The 18,761-nt window shown below is 66.4% G+C and carries 19 protein-coding genes; 5 read left to right on the top strand and 14 right to left on the bottom strand.

Going from position 1 to position 18,761, the window contains the following annotated elements:
* Window positions 1-10 precede the first annotated feature (10 nt).
* Complete coding sequence (locus tag AZH51_RS04180; RefSeq protein WP_291521658.1) at window positions 11-664, top strand: TetR/AcrR family transcriptional regulator; 654 nt, start codon at window positions 11-13, stop codon at window positions 662-664.
* Here the strand turns inward: AZH51_RS04180 and AZH51_RS04175 are convergent.
* Together AZH51_RS04175 and AZH51_RS04170 are read right to left on the bottom strand one after the other, a co-directional pair.
* Window positions 661-1,020, bottom strand: coding sequence for a glyoxalase (locus tag AZH51_RS04175; RefSeq protein WP_291521656.1), 360 nt, complete (start codon window positions 1,018-1,020; stop codon window positions 661-663). The genes AZH51_RS04180 and AZH51_RS04175 overlap by 4 nt on opposite strands.
* Window positions 1,020-1,802 carry a methyltransferase domain-containing protein gene (locus AZH51_RS04170; RefSeq protein WP_291521654.1) on the bottom strand — a complete coding sequence of 261 codons (783 nt, stop codon included), beginning with the start codon at window positions 1,800-1,802 and terminating at the stop codon, window positions 1,020-1,022. Before AZH51_RS04170 ends, AZH51_RS04175 begins: the two co-directional genes overlap by 1 nt.
* A gap of 87 nt (window positions 1,803-1,889) precedes the next feature.
* Between AZH51_RS04170 and AZH51_RS04165 the strand changes: the two genes are divergently transcribed.
* Entirely contained in the window at window positions 1,890-2,393 is a 504-nt protein-coding gene (locus AZH51_RS04165; RefSeq protein ID WP_291521652.1) for a MarR family winged helix-turn-helix transcriptional regulator, read from the top strand.
* A 14-nt stretch (window positions 2,394-2,407) separates the two neighbouring features.
* Here the strand turns inward: AZH51_RS04165 and AZH51_RS04160 are convergent, their stop codons facing one another.
* The gene (locus AZH51_RS04160) at window positions 2,408-3,262 is read right to left on the bottom strand and encodes an endo alpha-1,4 polygalactosaminidase (RefSeq protein WP_291521650.1); all 855 of its coding nucleotides are present in this window, start codon (window positions 3,260-3,262) and stop codon (window positions 2,408-2,410) included.
* A gap of 63 nt (window positions 3,263-3,325) precedes the next feature.
* On the bottom strand, window positions 3,326-3,457 hold the full coding sequence (locus AZH51_RS04155) for a hypothetical protein (protein WP_291521648.1): 132 nt from the start codon (window positions 3,455-3,457) through the stop codon (window positions 3,326-3,328).
* A gap of 927 nt (window positions 3,458-4,384) precedes the next feature.
* Here AZH51_RS04155 and AZH51_RS04150 point away from each other — a divergent pair.
* Window positions 4,385-6,151: an ABC-F family ATP-binding cassette domain-containing protein gene (locus AZH51_RS04150; protein WP_291521646.1), complete on the top strand. Its 1,767-nt coding sequence runs from the start codon at window positions 4,385-4,387 to the stop codon at window positions 6,149-6,151.
* A gap of 27 nt (window positions 6,152-6,178) precedes the next feature.
* Here AZH51_RS04150 and AZH51_RS04145 read toward each other — a convergent pair whose 3' ends face one another.
* Window positions 6,179-6,625, bottom strand: coding sequence for a hypothetical protein (locus AZH51_RS04145; protein WP_291521644.1), 447 nt, complete (start codon window positions 6,623-6,625; stop codon window positions 6,179-6,181).
* Between the two features lie 158 nt (window positions 6,626-6,783).
* Here AZH51_RS04145 and AZH51_RS04140 point away from each other — a divergent pair, with 158 nt between their 5' ends.
* Together AZH51_RS04140 and AZH51_RS04135 are read left to right on the top strand one after the other, a co-directional pair.
* Window positions 6,784-8,457, top strand: coding sequence for a hypothetical protein (locus AZH51_RS04140; protein ID WP_291521642.1), 1,674 nt, complete (start codon window positions 6,784-6,786; stop codon window positions 8,455-8,457).
* Window positions 8,458-8,695: 238 nt separating this feature from the next.
* On the top strand, window positions 8,696-9,583 hold the full coding sequence (locus AZH51_RS04135; RefSeq protein WP_291521640.1) for a fructose bisphosphate aldolase: 888 nt from the start codon (window positions 8,696-8,698) through the stop codon (window positions 9,581-9,583).
* Here the strand turns inward: AZH51_RS04135 and AZH51_RS04130 are convergent.
* The 9 genes from AZH51_RS04130 to AZH51_RS04090 form a co-directional block, all read right to left on the bottom strand.
* Window positions 9,565-10,458, bottom strand: coding sequence for a nucleoside hydrolase (locus tag AZH51_RS04130; RefSeq protein WP_291521638.1), 894 nt, complete (start codon window positions 10,456-10,458; stop codon window positions 9,565-9,567). The two genes, AZH51_RS04135 and AZH51_RS04130, sit on opposite strands and share 19 nt — an antisense overlap.
* Window positions 10,422-11,294, bottom strand: coding sequence for an ABC transporter permease (locus tag AZH51_RS04125; protein ID WP_291521636.1), 873 nt, complete (start codon window positions 11,292-11,294; stop codon window positions 10,422-10,424). Before AZH51_RS04125 ends, AZH51_RS04130 begins: the two co-directional genes overlap by 37 nt.
* Window positions 11,294-12,148 carry an ABC transporter permease gene (locus tag AZH51_RS04120; protein ID WP_291521634.1) on the bottom strand — a complete coding sequence of 285 codons (855 nt, stop codon included), beginning with the start codon at window positions 12,146-12,148 and terminating at the stop codon, window positions 11,294-11,296. Before AZH51_RS04120 ends, AZH51_RS04125 begins: the two co-directional genes overlap by 1 nt.
* Complete coding sequence (locus AZH51_RS04115; protein ID WP_291521632.1) at window positions 12,145-13,032, bottom strand: ABC transporter ATP-binding protein; 888 nt, start codon at window positions 13,030-13,032, stop codon at window positions 12,145-12,147. Before AZH51_RS04115 ends, AZH51_RS04120 begins: the two co-directional genes overlap by 4 nt.
* A 78-nt stretch (window positions 13,033-13,110) precedes the next feature.
* Window positions 13,111-14,241 (bottom strand): ABC transporter substrate-binding protein, encoded by a 1,131-nt coding sequence (locus AZH51_RS04110; RefSeq protein ID WP_291521631.1) that lies wholly within the window; start codon window positions 14,239-14,241, stop codon window positions 13,111-13,113.
* A gap of 170 nt (window positions 14,242-14,411) precedes the next feature.
* A complete protein-coding gene (locus tag AZH51_RS04105; protein ID WP_291521629.1) occupies window positions 14,412-15,329 on the bottom strand; it encodes a 4-(cytidine 5'-diphospho)-2-C-methyl-D-erythritol kinase in 918 nt (305 codons plus the stop codon).
* A 5-nt stretch (window positions 15,330-15,334) separates the two neighbouring features.
* Window positions 15,335-16,168, bottom strand: coding sequence for a 16S rRNA (adenine(1518)-N(6)/adenine(1519)-N(6))-dimethyltransferase RsmA (gene rsmA, locus AZH51_RS04100; RefSeq protein ID WP_291521627.1), 834 nt, complete (start codon window positions 16,166-16,168; stop codon window positions 15,335-15,337).
* A gap of 35 nt (window positions 16,169-16,203) precedes the next feature.
* Window positions 16,204-17,229 carry a peptidoglycan-binding protein gene (locus tag AZH51_RS04095; RefSeq protein WP_291521625.1) on the bottom strand — a complete coding sequence of 342 codons (1,026 nt, stop codon included), beginning with the start codon at window positions 17,227-17,229 and terminating at the stop codon, window positions 16,204-16,206.
* Window positions 17,230-17,560: 331 nt separating this feature from the next.
* Window positions 17,561-18,406, bottom strand: coding sequence for a resuscitation-promoting factor (locus AZH51_RS04090; protein ID WP_291521624.1), 846 nt, complete (start codon window positions 18,404-18,406; stop codon window positions 17,561-17,563).
* Between the last annotated feature and the right edge of the window lie 355 nt (window positions 18,407-18,761).

Raw genomic sequence — 18,761 nt, 5'->3', positions numbered from 1 at the left:
ACGTCAGAGGATGACCGCGGCCGAGCGCCGGGAACAACTGATCACCGTCGCACGTGAAGTGTTCGCAGAGGAAGGCGTCCAAGGCGTCTCCGTGGAGCAACTGGCCTCCCGCGCGTCCGTCACCAAGCCCGTGATCTACGAGCATTTCGGCGGAAAGGAAGGCCTCTACGCCGTCGTCATCGACCGCTCGATGCGTGAGCTGGCGGATGCGGTGACCGAATTCCTGGGCGACTGCGACGGCGAGCGGGAGTTGCTGGAGCAGGCGGTGTGGGGTCTGCTGACTTTCGTCGAGGAGAAGCCCGCTGCGTTCCGGGTGCTGTCGCGCGACGCGCCGAGTTGGCACACCACGGGATCTCTGGCCAGTCTCATGTCGGAGGTGGCCCGGGCCGTCGAGGGCGCGCTGGTGCCGATGTTCGACCGCCACCAGATCGACTCGACGCCGGTACCGATCTACACCCAGATGTTGGTCGGCCAGCTCGCGTTGTCCGGCGACTGGTGGCTGGAGCGCGGATCGGAGTTCTCCAAGGAGGAGGTCGCCCAGCACATCGTGAACCTCACCTGGAACGGCATGCGCGGCCTGCAGCAGAGCCCGACCCTGAAGTACAGCGGTCACCTGCACGCCCGCGACGAGTCCCGGGAGACCGTCTCCGCGGCTGCGGACTAGGCCTGCTGGATTTCCAGGCGATTACCCACCGGGTCCGCGGTGTGGAACCGGTGCACGCCGGGGATCGACTCGTCGTAGGTGACGTCGTGTCCTGCTGCCCGTACGGCGCTCGCCACGGTTTCGAGGTCATCGACCAGGAGGCAGGGGTGCGCCTTGCGCGCCGGTTGGAAGCCCGGCTCCACGCCGCAGTGCAGTTCCTGCGGGCCGACCTGGAACCAGCAGCCACCGCGGGCCGCCAGGATCGGCGGTTTCGGGATCTCCGGCAGGCCGAGCACGCCGCCGTAGAACGCGCGCAGCTCATCCTCGCTGCCGGCAGGACAGGCGATCTGCACGTGGTGCAGCCCCATCGCGGCCATCAGATGGCTCCCACCGCGAAGACCCGGCGGAACTCGAACGGCACCCCGTACGGCTTGCGCGGGTAGGCCCGATCGTATTTCGCGGTGAGTGCGGCCTCGAACGGCTCGACCTCCTCCGGTCGCAGCCGGTCCAGCACCGGCCGCAGACCTGTGCCGCGCACCCATTCCAACACCGGACTGCGTTGTGCCGCAGCAGGATCCAGCATCTGCAGGTAGGTGGTCTCCCACACGTCAAGGTGCGAGCAATGGGTCGCCAGCAGATCGGCGTACCCGGTGGGGTCCTCGACCGCATCGGAGCGCAGGGCGCCGACCAACTCGGCCGCTCGGGGGTGCTCGGCGACGGTATCCCGGATCAGCCGGTGCGACGGCGCGTCGAAGTTGCCGGGCACCTGCATCGCGAACCAGCCGTCCTCCGGAAGCGCCTGGAGCCAGCGCGGGATGAGGTCACGGTGGGTCGGAACCCACTGCAGGGTGGCGTTGGTCATCAGCACGTCGGGCGAGGTGGCGGGGTCCCAGTCCTCGACGGTGCCGACCTGCCACTCGACGCGGCCCTGCGTGTCGACCTCCCGGGCGCGCTCGATCATCTGCGGCGAGGAGTCGATGCCGATGATGCGGGCGTCCGGCCAGCGCTGGGCCATTAACAGGGTCAGCGGACCGTTGCCGCAGCCGAGATCCACGACCAGTTTCGGATCCTGCGCGCCGACGCGGGAGAGCAGATCCAGGAACGGCCGGTCGCGCAAGGTGGCGAACTTCTCGTACTGCGTCGGGTCCCAGCTCGGCATCGTTGCCTCCGTCGTCGTCATTTATCTTGATATCAAGATAGTTTCGGGATATCTCGATGTCAAGAGACTTGACGCTACGATGACCCTATGGGTGCACCGGTCGGCGACGAGGTCGACGCCATCGTCGCCGCGTGGCGTCGTGAGCGCGGAGACCTGGATGTCGAGCCACTGCAGGTGTTTTCACGGATCTCCAGGCTCGACACGCTGTTGGAACAGGCCCGTGCCACAGCCTTCGACGAGCACGACCTGGAGACCTGGGAGTTCGACGTGTTGTCGGCCCTGCGACGGGTGGGAGCGCCGTACCAACTGTCCCCGGGCGTCCTGGTGCAACAGACGCTGGTCACCAGCGGGACGATGACCAACCGCGTGGACCGGCTGGAGCGACGGGGTCTGGTACGCCGACTGCCTGATCCGCGCGACCGGCGCGGAGTCCTGGTGCAGCTGACGCCCTCCGGACGCACTCTGGTGGACGCGGCGATGGCCGATCTGCTCGAGCACGAACGGGAGTTGCTGGCGCGGGTGCCGGCCCGGGATCGTGAGCGCCTCGCGGGAGCACTGCGGGCGCTGCTGTCGGCGGTCGAGTCGGGCTGAGGTCCTCGCGTCCACTAGGGGCAGGTCCGGTAGAGGTAGTCCGCGTCGCCGGGAACGCTCAGGTCGTGATCGCGAAGGATCATGGCACGGGGCCGGTTCGCATCTGCGCACGCTCGTTGGAAGCCGTCCTCTCCCAGCTCGTCGCCGTACTCGACATCCAGTACGACAGGGTAAGTCTTTGTGTACGAGGCGCATTCAGAGAACTGGTAGCACGACTCGGTGATGGCGAAGTCATAGCCCAACGCGTGGACCTTCGCCGAGTACTCGGCGGTGTTCTTCTGGGCAATGCCCAGTCCCGCCGCGTGAGCAGCCTTCGCATAGGCACCGGCGAGGGCGAGGTTGTCGTCGGCAGTCAAGGCGCCTTTGGAGCGGGTAAAGGAGTCCAGATTGTCGACCTCGACGGCGGAAAACCCGTCGCGGCCGCAGCCGGCGATCCAACCACCGACAATCGTGGTCAGCGCCGACCGCTTCGCCGGAGTCGAGGTGTCGAAGAGGTACTCATCAGGCCACCCGGGATCGACCAGGGGCCCCTTGGGCGTCTGCAGCACCAGGTCGGGGTGCTGCGCCGCGAACGACCTCGACTCCTCCGGCTGGGTCTGGAACCCGTTGACGTAGCAGATGTTGTAGACGCCCGCGGCCGGCTGTGCCGTACGGTCGCGCTCCACGATCCGCACACCCTTGGGCGGCGCGTACGGACCGCCCAACTGGTAGTCGAAACCGACCCCGGCCGGCGGCAGGTGGATCGCTGAATGTGTCTGAGTGGCGGAGTGGTGGGTCGGCGAATGCGCTGGTGGCTGGGGTGCGGGCGTGGCCCTACCGCATGCGGCGAGGCTGGCGACTGCGAGCAGTGCGACGGCAGCGCGTTTCACGAGGGCACAGTAGCGAGTCACGCTATCCAGTCAGGCTGACCCGGCGGCCAACTCGGCGTCGATCTACTCTCCCGGATCTCCCCAGCCCAGCCGCGTCACGCCGTACTTGTCGAGGGCCAGAACCGCCAACGCGGATCGGGGAGGCCCGCTCAGGTCGTCGACGAGTGCCTCATCCGGCCTGTCCTTCGCGATCATCCCGGCTCCATCGCTCGGTGCTGCAGCGCGAGGGTAGGAGGCGTTGCGCCACGACCTGCGGGGTTGAGCCCTGGGTGATTCTCGATGCAGGGTCTGTCGAGCGCTGCGGGAATTGCCCTGCTAGCTGACATGGGCAGAGGAGAGCGCACGGGTGGGACATAATGACGGGAGCGATCAATCTGGGAAGGCATGGGTGAAAGCAGTGATAGTGCCGCCCGGGATCGTCAGGACGGTGGCGCATATCGTTAGGTATAACAAGGACCGACGGCTGAAGGCGGTCGACGACCTTAACGACTTCTTGAAGTGGCTCGCTCCCGAGGACAGTGCTGAGCGGCCCAGTGATTGCAAAATCGTCGGTCGCCTCCTAGATGTCGCTCCACATTGGGCCGCCGACGGAGTGATCCCGCCGGTCATCTATGACGACATTGTTGAGGTGCGACAGCGACTGGAGGCACAATCGAACGCCACTGATGTTCAGCGAACAGACGCACGCGATGACCTGTATCGCATCATCAAGGACCAGTATGAGATCGCAGGGACGCCCGATCTAGTTACCAGGCAGTGGCGCGACTGCCGTCGGCTCCTACGGTGGGGCTATGACCGGCGGGCAGCCGATCGAAAACGTCGGATCCCCCGCGGCCTACCCCGCTGACGAGTCCGAGTACCGGCTGCCGGCGATCCATCGACGTCCTGGCGATGTCACCCCGCGATAGCCGAGACAGCTTATGCGAGAGCCACTTTCGCCGATGCTGCTGCCGATCTCGGTATTTCCGCGGGCGTGATCGCGCACGACTACGGGATGAAGGATCGCCTGTTTCTCGCCATGCTCCGCGCGCACGAGGGATTAAGTAGGCACCGTCGGCTTTGTGAACACATACCCCTACTCCGTTCGGTAGCGACAGCCCCCGCGCCTTAGGCTTGATCCTCGTGGCACATCTGCTCGGCGCTGAGAACATCGCGGTCGATTTCCCCACCCGCCGGGTCTTCGACTCCGTCACCGTCGGCGTCGACGAGGGCGACCGGATCGGGATCGTGGGCCGCAACGGCGACGGGAAATCCACCCTGCTGTCCGTGCTCGCAGGTCGCCTCACCCCCGACGCCGGCCGGGTGACGCACCGCGGGGGCCTGCGGATCGGCGTACTGGACCAGGCAGACCAGGTCACGGACCAGACGGTCGGGCAGAGCATCGTCGGCGACACCCCCGACCACGTCTGGGCGGGTGACCCTGCGATCCGCGACGTGATCAACGGGCTCGTCTCCGACCTGCCCTGGGACGCGCCGCTTTCGTCGTTGTCCGGTGGCCAGCAACGGCGCGTGGCGCTCGCTGCGCTCCTCGTCGGTGACTGGGACGTGGTGATGCTCGACGAGCCCACCAACCACCTGGACGTCGAGGGCATCACCTGGCTGGCCGATCACCTACGCCGCCGGTGGCGGGCTGGGCAGGGCGCGCTGCTGCTCGTCACGCACGACCGGTGGTTCCTCGACGAGGTCGCCACCAGCACCTGGGAGGTGCACGACGGGATCGTCGAACCGTTCGAGGGCGGCTACGCGGCGTACGTGCTGGCCCGGGTCGAGCGCGACCGACAGGCGGCCGCCACGGAGGCCAAGCGGCAGAACCTCATGCGCAAGGAGTTGGCCTGGTTGCGGCGGGGAGCACCCGCGCGTACGTCGAAGCCCAAGTTCCGCATCGACGCCGCCAACCAGCTGATCGAGGATGTGCCTCCGGTCCGGGACCGCATCGAGCTGACCAAGCTCGCGACGGCGCGTCTGGGCAAGGACGTCGTGGATCTGTTCGACGTCGGAGTGAGCTTCGGCGAAAAGCGAGTGCTGCACGACATCACCTGGCGGATTGCGCCGGGTGAGCGGACCGGCATCCTCGGCGCCAACGGTGCGGGAAAGTCGACGCTGCTCGGCGTGATCGCGGGACTGATTCCTCCCACCGAAGGCCGCGTAAAGCGTGGCAAGACAGTGCAATTGGCGATCCTGGACCAGCGGATGACCCAGCTGGAGCCGGTCAAGCACGAGTTGGTGCGCGACGTACTGGCGCGGACCAAGACGACCTACTTCGTTGACGGCAAGGAGATGACGCCGGCGCAGTTGTTGGAGCGGTTGGGCTTCCAGCGCGAGCAACTCTCCACCCGAGTCGGCGAGTTGTCCGGTGGGCAGCAGCGGCGCTTGCAACTGCTGTTGATCCTGTTGTCCGAGCCGAACGTGTTGATCCTGGACGAGCCGACCAACGACGTCGACACCGACATGCTGACTGCGATGGAGGACCTGCTCGACTCGTGGCCGGGCACGTTGATCGTGGTGTCGCACGACCGTTACCTGATCGAGCGCGTGACCGATCAGCAGTACGCCGTGTGGCAGGGCGGCCTGCGCCACCTGCCTGGCGGGGTGGACCAGTACCTGTCGTTGCGGCACGCGGTCCCTTCGAAAAACGTTGCGGTTGAGGCCGATTCGTCGCCTGAGTTGTCTGGTGCGCAGCGGCAGTCGCTGCGCAAGGAGCTCACCGCAGCCGAGCGCCGCATGGCCAAGATCGACGATCTGGTTGCCGGGCTACACGCGAAGATGGCGGGGCACGACCAGGACGACTACACCGGATTAGCCTCTCTCACAACGCAAGTGACGGAGTTGGAGGAGGAGAAAGTCGAGCTGGAGGACCGCTGGCTGGAGCTTTCCGACGCACTTGAGTAGTAAAGAACGCCCTACGTGCCGTAGCGGCTACTCCGAGAGTGCGTCCAGCCGATGTTGTAGGCCATCGATACCCCGACGGATCATCGCTCCGTATCCCCCATCAGGCAGAAGATGTTCTGCCGCAAGGGCCTTCGCGAGTTGCTCGCGAGCCATCTCGAGCTGACCGGCGCGAAGGTAATCGTCGCCAAGGTTGAGGTGGAGGCTGGGTGCGAACCCGGCGGCAGCGTCGATGCCCAAGGCCGTGAAGGCCGACTCCTCGACCTGGGCGTGCTCAGCGAGAGCACGCGCGTCCCACTCCGTCTCCAGATTGAGGTCGGTCTGTTGGTCAGCCAGATAGTGAGCGATCACGCAGCGCTCAGCGTGGTCGCTGGGCTGGGTGCGCTCCCAGCAGGCCTGCAACGTCTCTTGGGCGTCGTCGCTCCGGCCGGCTGTTGCAGCACCCACGGCTTCGAGGATGGGCTCCCACGAGTTCATGCGGCCGACTTTAGTCGCGCCAGCGTCGTTGCTCGTGGCCCAGCATGAATTGATCGGTGCGGGATTGACTACGAATTCCGCTGTGAGCGTAGTGAATTGGGCCGAATTCGGGCTGTGTATATCTGGTTCCGGGTGTCGAACACCAGTACACTATGGGTATGTCCGCGACCCGCTCCGTGATCCGCCAGAAGGCGCTGTCGGATGCCTCGGTTGCGGACTTGTTGGCGGCCGCTGAGCAGTTGCTGCAGGTCGCGTATGACCGGGCCGGTTCGGGTGCTGCTGCCCTGTCGGAAGAAGCGTTGCTGTCTGAGGTGGCGGCCGCGCAGCGGGTGCAGAACTCCGCGTGGGGTGTGCAGACCCACCGCATCACCCAGGCTGCGGCGATCGAGCACCGCGAGGACCCCAACACGGTCGAGGACGCGTTGCCGCGGTTGGTGTCGCGGGAGGTGCGGCATGAGCCGGGGTCGTACGTCGATGAATGGTTCCCCCTGGAACTATCCACCCGCCTGGGCTGGTCGGACCGGCAAGCCGGTAACCGGATCAGCGACGCCATCGACACCCTGTCGCAGTGTCCGCGGTTGCTGGACCGGGTCGGTGCCGGTGGGTTGGACCCGTTCAAAGCCACCGTCGTCGCCGACGTCACCCACGGTGCCCCCGAACACGTCACCCAGGCTGTTCAGGACCGGGTTCTGGCCGGTGACCCCGAAACCACCACAGCAGCGAAACTACGGGCGAAGGCTCGCCGGCTGCGGGTGCGCCTGGACCCGGTCGGAGCCGATGCCGCAGCGAAGGCACGGCGTCGTTCGGCGGTGGGGGTGTTCGTCCGTGAGCATCACGAACCAGGCCTGTCGGAACTGACCGCGGTGCTACCCACTCTGGATGCGGCGAAACTGATGGCCGCCATCGACCAATTAGCCCGGGACCTGCACTCAGTCACCACGACCGACAAGACGTTGGCGGAATGCCGGGTCAATGCCCTCACTGACCTTGCGCTGGCCGGGGTCGGTGTCGACACCCGGCTGACGTTCCTGATCCCGATCAACACCCCCGAACCAGCGGTTCCGTCTGTCCAGGACTGGGCGGACCCGTTCGCGGGTGACCCCGGCGAGGACCTGTTCGATGGGGTGGATTTCGACGAGGCATCCCTGCTAGCCCATGAAGCGCTGATCGAGCAGGACCTGCGCGACGAAGGGCTGGTCCCGATCAACGGCCGTGACCTGATGGACGACGAACTCCGGGCGCTGTTCGATGCCGAACTCGCCGAACTCAACGCCATCGCCACAGCCACGGAACTCCAGCGACAAACCAGTCCACCGGATGCACCAAGCGGCAGTCCACCAGGCTGTGAGCACGTGCCCGACCCGGACAACCTCACCCACCAGCACCGCCCACCAACCAAAGCCACCGGTGCCGGGATGATCGGTGACCTGCTGCTACCCCGGGTCGGGGTCATCCCCGCCCGGACCATCACCGAAATGACCCACCTACTCGGAGTGAAACTGTCCCGAGCCCTCACCGACGCCACCACCGGCACCGTGGTGGAAACCGGTGACCGCTCCTACCGGCCCGGTGCGAGGTTGGCCCGGTTCGTCCAAGCCCGCGACCAACACTGCCGCTTCCCCGGCTGCACCAGGCCCGCGAAACTGTCCGACATCGACCACGTCATCCGCTACCCCGACGGAGACACCACCGCAGGCAACCTGCAATGCCTGTGCCGACACCACCACCGCGCCAAACACGAAGGCGGCTGGAAAGTCACGATGTCCCCCACCGGGGTCTGCACCTGGACCAGCCCCACCGGCCGCACCTACATCACCACCCCCGGCGACTGAGCCGCGCAGCGGCACCTGCCCGAACATCGGGGTAACCGACTGCCATCGGCAGTGTCGGCCCCGGCTGGGAGTACTACCTCGACCAACTGGTCGCCGCGAGCGCCGGTGCACCGGCGCCGGATTGGAAAGACTAATTCCCTGCCCAGCAGGAGTACTTCAACAAACAGAGAGGCTGACGACTCTCTGCAGCCGACTGCCGTAATGTCGGGAGTGCACAGGCGCATCGACGGAGGGTCCCATGCCGAACACGGAAAAACTCGACCGGTTCCGCAACGCGGACGGATTCATCGCGGCTCTCGACCAGAGCGGCGGCAGCAGCCCCAAAGCGCTCGCGCAGTACGGCATCGACTCGTCGGAGTACTCCAGCGACGCAGAGATGTTCGACCTCATCCACGCCGAGCGCACCCGTATCGTCACCAGTCCGGCCTTCACCGGCGACCGGGTCCTTGCCGCCATCATGTTCGAAGACACCATGGACCGCGAGGTCGACGGCCGGCCCACCGCCGACTACCTGTGGTCGGTCAAGGGCGTCATCCCGTTCCTGAAGATCGACAAGGGCCTGCAGGACGAAGCCGATGGCGTGCAGATCATGAAAGACATCCCCGGCCTCGACGAAACTTTGGCGAAGGCCGCAGCTCAGGGCGTCATCGGCACCAAGGAACGATCCGTCATCCACTCTGCGGATCCGGACGGTATCCACCGGATCGTTGACCAACAGTTCGCTGTTGCCCAACAGGTGATCGCTGCCGGCCTCCTGCCCATCCTCGAACCAGAGATCGACATCCACGCCCCGGACAAGCAACGATCCGAGGAACTCCTCAAGGCCGCGATCCTGGAGTGGCTGCCCCGGATCGGCGACAACCTGGTCGCCATCAAGATCTCGTTGCCGAGCGTCGACGGTTTCTACAACGACCTGATGCGACACCCGAATGTCGCACGCGTGGTTGCCCTGTCGGGCGGCTACTCACGCGAGGAAGCCGACGAGCACCTGCGCCGCAACCCCGGCCTGATCGCCAGCTTCAGCCGCGCGCTGCTCGAAGGACTCAACGTGCACCAGAGCGACGAGGAGTTCAACGCCACGCTCGACCAGTCCATCGAGCAGATCTATCAGGCGTCGGTGGCCTGAACCGACAGACCACGAAGCACCCGCCGCACAACGCTCCGGGCGGCCACTTCGGCGTTGACCGCCGTCGCGATGCTGGTCCGTCCTTCCCCTGGCGCGAAACGCGTTGCGCCATCATCGGATACGACGACCCGCCCCGGCCGGGAGAACTCGAACAACTCTGGCTCGAGATACGCCAGTGCGGTCACCGGATCGTGTGGCACCTCGTAGTCCTCGTCCCACCGGGCCAACCACCCGTCGATTTCCCGGCCGAGGATCGCGCCCAACGGACCCGCCGCCGCGACCTGCCGCAACTCCCCGGCGTACAACCGCACCTGCCGCGTGACGTCCAGGCCGATAGCGAGAATCGTTGCGTCCGAGTCGAATACCGCCTGGGCCGCGTCCACGTCCGAGACGACGTTGTGCTCGGGTGCCGCGTGCCTCCGGAAGTCACCCCCCATCACCACCAGCCGGTCCAGTGCGGGCGGCACCGTCGGTGCGGCGGCGAATCCTGCGGCGATGGTAGTCAGCGGCGCGATGCCGAGTAGGATTCCCCCGCTGGCCAGTCCGAGGTCGACCGGCTCCAGTTCCGCAGGTGGCGCCAGCTCGCCGTACGCCGATCCCTCCTGACCCGACCACCACACCGGGGCGTCCGAGAGGGGACGGTCCTGCCCCACCGCGACTCGTAACGAATGACCGGTCAACGCCGCCATCCGTTGCGCTATGGACGCGCGAACCTGCACATCGCCGTACGACACGATCAGTTGCCGCAGGTCGAACTCCGATGAGCCCCAGACGAATGCGAGCGCCAACTCATCGTCGGGATCCGACCCGAGGTCGGTGTCGACAACCAGCGGAGCGCTCAGGAGCCAGTCGCCTTCCCCGCATTGGGACCCCACTTGGCCAGCACCGCCGACTCGATGAAGGTCGCCACCATGTAGAGCGCGATCGCAACCACGGTCACCGTAAAGGTCACCGCCCAGATCTGGGCGTAGTCGCCCTGCGCCTTGGCGGACTGCACCGCAGCGCCCATCCCCTCAAACGTGAACAACCACTCGTAGAGCATCGCTCCGGTGATCGCACCCGGCACAGCGATCCGCATCGCCGCGAAGAAGTAGGGCAGCGCCGTGGGCACAGCCACCTTGCGCAGGATGGTGAATCGGTTGCCGCCGTACACGCTCACGAGGTCCGCGGACTGCTTACTGACACTGCGCAATCCGAGCGTCACGTTCACCAGCAGCGGGAAGAACACCACGATCGTCCCGATCAGCGCACACGTCACCAACCCGTTACCGAAGATCACGTAGATCACCGGTGCCATCGCCAACAGCGGCACGGTCCGCAGCAACATCGCGATCGGCATGAACATGAACTCGACCGGCCGCACCAGCACGAAGATCGCTGAAACGATCACACTGGCCAGCACCCCGAAGACGAAACCGATCGCCGCGTGCCGGAGGGTCACCCACAGCAGCGACAGCAGGTTGGAGCGATGATCGGCGGCTTTGCCGTTCACGCCGTCCTGCGTCAGGTAGTTCCAGACGTCGATCGGCTTCTTCGCGATGAACGGGCTCACCCCGCTGCGCGACACGATGACGTGCCACAGGATCAGCAGGATGATTCCGGAGATCAGCACCGCACCAAGAGTTTTCAAGGATCGCGTGATGAAGTAGCGCCACTCGTTCGTAGTCGTCGACGCTGGCCCCGACACCGCATCGGAGGTCACCGCGGCCATCAGAGCACCCCCTGCTCTTCAGTGGAACCGGACGACCACGGCGCGACCAATCTGCCGATCAGACCGATCACCGCATACGCCAGCCCGGCGATAGCACCACAGGTGATCGCCAACGCCCACAACCGCACCGAGGCGTTGTCGGCCTGTGCAGCAAGCAACTGGATACCGATGCCGGAGTCGACCCCGCTGAGGAAGTACTCCCCCAGCACCGCACCCAGGAACGCCGCCGGCGCACCGATCTTCAACGCGGCGATGATGGCCGGCAATGCGGCAATCAGCCGTACCTTCGTCAATTGCTTGAAGCGGCCACCGCCATAGGCACTGACCACGTCCAACTGCGTCTGGCTGGCTGCCCGGAAACCGAGAATGGCGCCCACCACGGTGGTGAAGATGACACTGATCCCGGCCAGGAAGATGCTCGTGCCGCGACTTCCCGCAGGAGTCATCAACGTCACGATGGGCCCGATCGCGGTCAGCGGGATACAGGAGCACACCACGGCCAACTGGGTGACGACGCCCTCGGTGATCGGCAACAACAGCACCACCACGGCCATCAGGAGTCCGATGAGCGTGCCCCATAGGTACCCGACCAAGGCGGCGCCTCCGGTCGCAGCAACCGCCTTCCAGTAGATCGGATCCCCGAAGTCGCTGACGAGTTCCTTCACCACGTTGACCGGCGATGGCACCGCGCCCTCGGGTCCGAAGAAGATGATGGAGATCAACCACCACGCGGCGATGATCAGCAGGGTGCCGATCAGGCCGGAAACCCACGGCGGCAAACTGGCCAGCGAACGCCAGGACAACCGGCGTCCGGAGCCAGCCAGAGTGTCCGGTGACGTAGCGCTCACGCTCACGCCGATGCCTCCTGGGCCGTGTCCACTTCACCGTCGGCGACCTCACCGTGCGGGTCACCGCCGTGGCTGCCGAAGAGGATCTCCGACAACTGGTCCACGTAGGCGTGGAACTCCGGCGCCCGCTGCAGATCCGGGGTACGCGGCCGCGGCAGGTCGATCGGCACGACCTGGTCGATCTTGCCCGGCCGCGGACTCATGACGGCGACGACATCCGAGAGAAACACGGCCTCGGAGATGCCGTGCGTGACCATCAGAGTCGTCGCCGGACGCTCGGTCCAGATCCGCTGCAACTCCAGGTTCATCCGCTGCCGGGTCATGTCATCGAGAGCCCCGAACGGTTCGTCCAGCAGCATCAGCGTCGGCTGCACCGCAAGACACCGCGCGATGGACGCCCGCTGGCGCATACCGCCGGACAACTGGGCCGGCTTGGCCTTCTCGAAACCAGACAACCCGACCAGGGAGATCAGGTCGGCAATGAGCTTCGGATCCGCTTTGATACCAGCGACTTCCAACGGCAGCCGGACGTTGTGCTCAATGGTCCGCCACGGCAGTAGCGCCGAGTCCTGGAAGGCGATCCCGATCTCGTGCGCCCGCTGGATCTCCTTGGCGGACATCCCGTTGACCAGCACTTGGCCGGTCGAGGGGGTTTCCAGACCGGCGATGATCCGCAGGATGGTGGACTTCCCACACCCCGACGGGCCGAGCAACGAGATGAACGAGTCGCGCTTGGTGCCCAGGTTGACTTCCGCGAGCGCTTGAACCGACTTGCGGCCGAGCGAGAAGGTCTTGGTCAATCCCTGCAGGTTGATCCCGGTCGCCAGTTCTGGATTGGCCGCCGGATCACTGGTAGCGACGGTCGAGGTGAGAGTCGTCTCAGAAGTCATGCAGCGCAATACCTTTCAGGCCCGTGGCCCATCGTCCGGGTGCGGACCGCCCGACAAGAGCGGCCCGCACCCGAGACGTCAACTGGTGGGAATGGTGAACTTGACGATCAGGTCGGGGTTCTCCTTGAACACCTCTTCGATCAGCGACAGGTCGAACAACTGCTCCGCGGTGACCTCGGTGCCCATCGCCTTCAACGCCTTGATGTTGTTGGCGATCAGATCGTCGGTCATCGTGAACAGCCCGTTGGTGTTCACGTCCTCGGTGACGATCAGACCGTTCTGCGCCGTCGCCTCCGCGGTCTGTTCGGTGAGGTTCAGCTTCTGGTCGGCCCCGTACTTGTCCACCGCGTACTTCGCCGACTGCGCCGGGTCCTTGATCGCGGCGGTCCAGCCCTGGACGGCTGCCTTGAGGTACGCCTTCAACTTGTCGCGGTCGCTCTTGATCGAGGCACCGGTGACCGTGTAGGTCTCCGCCGTGAAGGGCAGTCCGTTGTCGGCGAAGCCGAGGACGACCGGGGTGTATCCCTTGGCCTTGGCCAGGATCGGCTCGTTGGTGATGTAGGACATGTGCGCGTCGTACTTGCCGGCGTAGAGCGGCGCCAGGTCGTAGAGCGTCGTGACCATGGTGACGTCGCTCGGCGACAGGCCGTTGGCCTTCAGGAAGCCCTCGAAGATCGTCTGGTTACCACCGGACTGCACACCGATCTTCTTGCCCTTGAGGTCGGCCACCGTCTTGATCGGCGTCTTCTCCTCCAGGGACAACAGGCAGAACGGGTTCTTCTGGTAGGTCGATCCGATGATCTTCAGGTCCGCGCCCTTGGCGACCTGCGGTGCGGTGATCGACGGGGAGGACAGACCCAGAAGAGCCTTGCCGGACAACACCGCTTCCTCAGCACCGGTGCTGCCGCCTCCCGCCAGCAGGTTGACATTGGAGAAGCCGGCCTGCGTGAAGTACCCGCGCTCGATCGCGAAGTACTCTCCCGCGAACTCGATGTTCTTGATCCAGGACAGCTGCACGGCGACGTCGCCGAAGCTGCCCTTGCCGCCGCCGGAGGTGCCCCCGGTCGCAGACGGTGACGAACTCGATGAGCTACTGCCACATGCGGACAGCAAGGCACCGCTGACAAGGGTTGCGCCGCCGAGCCCGGCGAAACGCAGCAGGCCGCGGCGGTCGAGAGACGGGCCGGGGGAACGATGAGAAGCGGTCAAGGGAACTCCTAAGCGGTCGGTCATCCGGCCGCGAGGGCCGGCATCGCTCCCCGGACGGAATGCGGGGAAGCTATGCCGAGACGCTAGCTACGGCCCGTTTCAACCAGATTTCCCGGCGGTAACGGCCGTCGATCGTCTGGGTCACCGTCCGGTCACCGCGTCGGAAAGGGTCAGAGCAGATCAGCCACGCCGAGCACGCCGGCGTGCGCAGGACCGGTCGCACGCAGCACCTCACCGGGAAAACCCTTCTGCGACAGGATGTTCGCCAGATCATCGGCGTCCTCGGCGTCCTCGGCCAAGAACGCGCACGTGGGCCCGGAACCGGAGACCAAGCCACCAACCGCGCCTTCGGTCAGTCCGATGTCGATCGTGTCGCGCAGGGCCGGAAGCAACGAAAACGCTGCTGGCTGTAGGTCGTTGTGCAATAACGGCCCGATCTGTGCGGCGTCGCCCTGCCGCAACGCCCCGAGCAACTGCGGATCCGCCTGCGGCACGGGGACGGCGCGATCTGCCCGCAGACGGTCGCACTCGGCGTACACCGCACCAGCTGACAGACCCTCCGGGTGCGTGACCAGAACCCACTCCAGCGCACCCGTGGCCAGGACCGGCGCGAGCAACTCGCCCCGGCCGGTGCCCAGCGCCGTCCCTCCGGTCAGGCAGAACGCGACGTCGCTGCCGAGGCGCCCGGCCACCCGCTCGAGTTCGGTCAGGGGCAGGCCCAGGTTGAAGAGCTGATCCGCCGCAAGGAGCGCAGCGGCCGCGTCGGCGGATCCGCCGGCCATTCCACCCGCCACCGGGACGCCCTTCTGGATCGTGAGTGCCACGCCTTCGGCGATACCGGTGAGCAGGCGCAACTCCTCGACCGCGCGGACCGCCAGGTTGGAGGAATCGGTGGGTACGGCGTGTGCCTGGCGACCCTCGACGTGGCAGGTGTCGGCCGCGGCCAACGCCAACTCGACATGCTCCCAGAGGTTGACCGCGTGGAAGATCGTCGCCAACTCGTGGAAGCCGCCCGCACCCCGAGGACCAACCCGCAGCTCGAGGTTGATCTTGCCGGGGGCGCGCGCGGAGACGGTGACGGGCTCCATGCCGCTCACCTTAGGTGTTCGGCGATCGCCGCGAATTGTTCGATCGTGAGCCGCTCGCCGCGTAGCCCGGGGTCGATCCCGGCCGCCCGGCAGGCAGCCTCGGCTGCGGCGGCTGACCCGGCCCACCCCGAGAGGGCGGAACGCAACGTCTTGCGGCGCTGCGCGAAGGCGGCGTCCACACAGGCGAACACCTGCTCGCGGGACGCGGTCGTCACCGGTGGGTCGCGGCGTACGAAAGACACCAACCCCGAGTCCACATTGGGCGCCGGCCAGAAGACGTTGCGGCCCACCCGATCGGCCAGCTGCACATCGGCCCACCACGCCGCCTTGGCGCTCGGGGCGCCGTAGACCTTGGATCCCGGCCGTGCCGCGAGTCGCTCGGCGACCTCCAACTGGACCATCACCAGCGCCCGCTGGATGCTCGGGAACCGCTCCAGACAGGTCAGCACGACCGGCACCGACACGTTGTAGGGCAGGTTGGCGACCATCGCGGTCGGCTGCGGGTCGGGCAGAGCGGTGAGGTGCAAAGCATCGCCGGGTACGACGGTCAGCCGGCTCGCGTCGTCGTGCTCGGCCACGGTGTGCGGCAGTTGGGCGGCCAGCCGCGGGTCGATCTCCACGGCGGTGACGTGCCGCACCTGCTCCAGCAGGGCCAGCGTCAGCGAGCCCAGCCCGGGCCCGATCTCCAGCACCACGTCCTGCGGACCGACCCCGGCCAGGCGGACGATCTTGCGGACCGTGTTGGGGTCGATGACGAAGTTCTGACCCCATTGTTTGGTGGGTCGTACGTCGAGCTGTGCCGCGAGCGCGCGGATGTCAGCAGCCGTGAGCAGACCCATGGCGCCACCCTAATCGGGTGCCGAGGGACGAACGGTCAGGCTGCGTGGCGGCAGCTCCACGGCTTCAGGCCCAGCTGGGCGTACAGGCTGTTGGCCACGGTGATCTGCTCCTCGCGGGAGGACTGGTTGGCGTTGTAGGAGAACGCCAGACCGCCACCGATACGCCACGCGTCGTGGGTCATCATCAGACCGCCGTAGTAGGTGCCGGTGCTGTTGGTGGCCACCAGGCTCCAGCGCTGACCGGACTCGCACCAGGCGATGCGGTCCCACATAGCCGCGCGGGCCAGGTTCAACGGCGGCGTGCTGCCGCCACCGGTGCCGCCGGTGGGTGGCGGCGTGCTGGGTGGCGGTGTGGTGACCGGCGGGGTCGTCGTGGTCGGCGTGCAACCCAGGGCCTTCCAGGTCACCGGACCGACCACGCCATCGGCCACCAGTGCCTTGGAGGACTGGAACGACTTGACCGCAGCCAGCGTCACCGGACCGAACCAGCCGTCGGTCTGCAGACCCAGGGCCTTCTGCAGCACCTTGACCGAGCTGCCGGTGGCGTTGTAGCGCAGGGTCGCGCCCACGGTGCAGGTGCGGCCGCCGTCCCGGGAGGTGCCACCGCCGGTCGCCGGGAAGCCGCCCAGGGCCTTCCAGGTGAGCGGTCCGACCACACCGTCGACCACCAGGTGCCTGCCGGACTGGAAGGACTTGACCGCGGCGAGGGTCTTCGGGCCGAAGACGCCGTCGACGCTGACACCGCCCACCCGCTGTTGCACCACCTTCACCAGGGAGCCGGTCGAGCCGTACCCGATCGTGACGATCGCAGTGCTCGTCGCAGCCCTGACCGCGGTGGGCGCGCTGAGGCCGACCTGTACCGCTGCGGCCGGCTTGATCGTGGCCGCGTCAGCCGCCCCCGCGGCGAGCAGCGAGGCACCGGCAGCCGTTCCGGCGGTGGCCGGGATCGCCACCGCTGAGATGAGCCCCTTGCCCGCGAGAGTGTTCAGCGTGCTGGGCCGCGGCCGCTGGTGGCGCGGTGCGGTCCGTGGCCGGGACGCGTCGAGCGTGGCGCTGGTCATGGTGCTCCCTGGTCGGCGGTAGGTCAGTTCTCTCGTAGGACTATGACGCGCCCGTGACCATTGCGAAAGATGGGAAAAATGTGACTGGTGTGACTGGAGTGACCTATCGCCACGCGGCGGTCTGCAGCCGCAGGATGCCGCAGTCTCACGGAACCGGCGGAATGGCGCCTCAGTCCCCGATCCTGGGCTGTTGAAACGACAACGATGTCATTTACCGCGGAATGCCGCGGAAATTCACCCTTCCGACCGTCTCAGCATATGAGATTATGGTGCGCGAAGGCCCCCGCACCCATCAAGGGTGCGGGGGCCTTCGTCAGCCGGTAGCTACCGATCAGGCAGCGCCGCGGCAGCTCCACGGCTTCAGGCCGAGCTGCGCGTAGAGGCTGTTGGCCACGGTGATCTGCTCGGCGCGCGAGGCTCCGCTGGCAACCGGAGCGAACTTCAGTCCGCCGCCGATGCGCCAGGCGTCGCGAGTCATCATCAGACCGCCGTAGTAGGTGCCGGTGCTGTTCGAGGCCACGAGGCCCCAGCGCTGACCGGACTCGCACCAGGCGATGCGGTCCCACATGGCCGCACGGGCCAGGTTCAGACCCGCGCCACTGGACGACCCACCCGAGGTGGACTGGGCAGGCGCCGGTGCCGGGGTGGCGACGGCCTTCTTGGTGCCGATGGTGACGACCTTGTTGACCGGCGCCTTGGTGACATCGCGGTCCACGGTCACGGACTTGACGACCTTGCCGCCGACCAGGGTCTGCTTGATGGTCAGCTTGGCCGAACCGGACTGACCGGCGGTGGTCACCTTGCTGGTGCCCTTGGCCAGGGTCGAGTCGTACTTCTTCACTGTGGAGAAGCCGAGGGTCGTGGTGTCGGTCACGGTGCGGGTCGTGGTGGCCGGACGGGCCTCGCCACGCGATGCCGGCTTGGTCGCCTTCGCGGTGGGCTTGGTAGTCGGCTTCGCGGCAGCCTTGCTCGACGTCGTCGTGGACGGGGTCGCGCTGCTCGGGGCCGCGGAAGAAGAGGGTGCTGCGGACGAGCTGCTGGTGGCGCTCGTCGAGGGCTTCAGCTGCAGGTTCGCTGCGGAGTCCGAACCGCTCGTGCCACACGCGGCGAGCGCGGACACGGCGATCAGGCTGGAAGCCGCCATGGTCATGCGGGCAGGGGTGATGCGAAAGGTCACGATTCTCCGATGTCGTACTTCCCCTCGGGCGGCGGTGGATGACAGGCGCACGAAGGCCCTCGGGATGAGGGTTCCGGCGCTTGTGGGACTGCGTCGACGACATCGCGTCGTGCGTCCCGACCCGTTTTCAGGTCCATCCGAGAAGGAGTCCGCTCTCGGGCTAACGACGTCTACCGTGAACGACGGCAGGGGGGAAGGTCAAATTTGGATAACGAAAGATCGTTCACATCTTGGCGTGGGACTGCTTTGCTGGTAAAAGCCTGTGATCGATCCTGGCGCGGTATTCCGCGGAATTCACCGAGTCGTAAGACAGCTGTAACGCCGGTGAGGACGATCACAAATTTTTTCACCGCCT

This window comes from Branchiibius sp. NY16-3462-2, from assembly GCF_001594145.1.
GTDB lineage: Bacteria > Actinomycetota > Actinomycetes > Actinomycetales > Dermatophilaceae > Branchiibius.
This window is presented reverse-complemented; position numbering and strand designations above follow the sequence as displayed.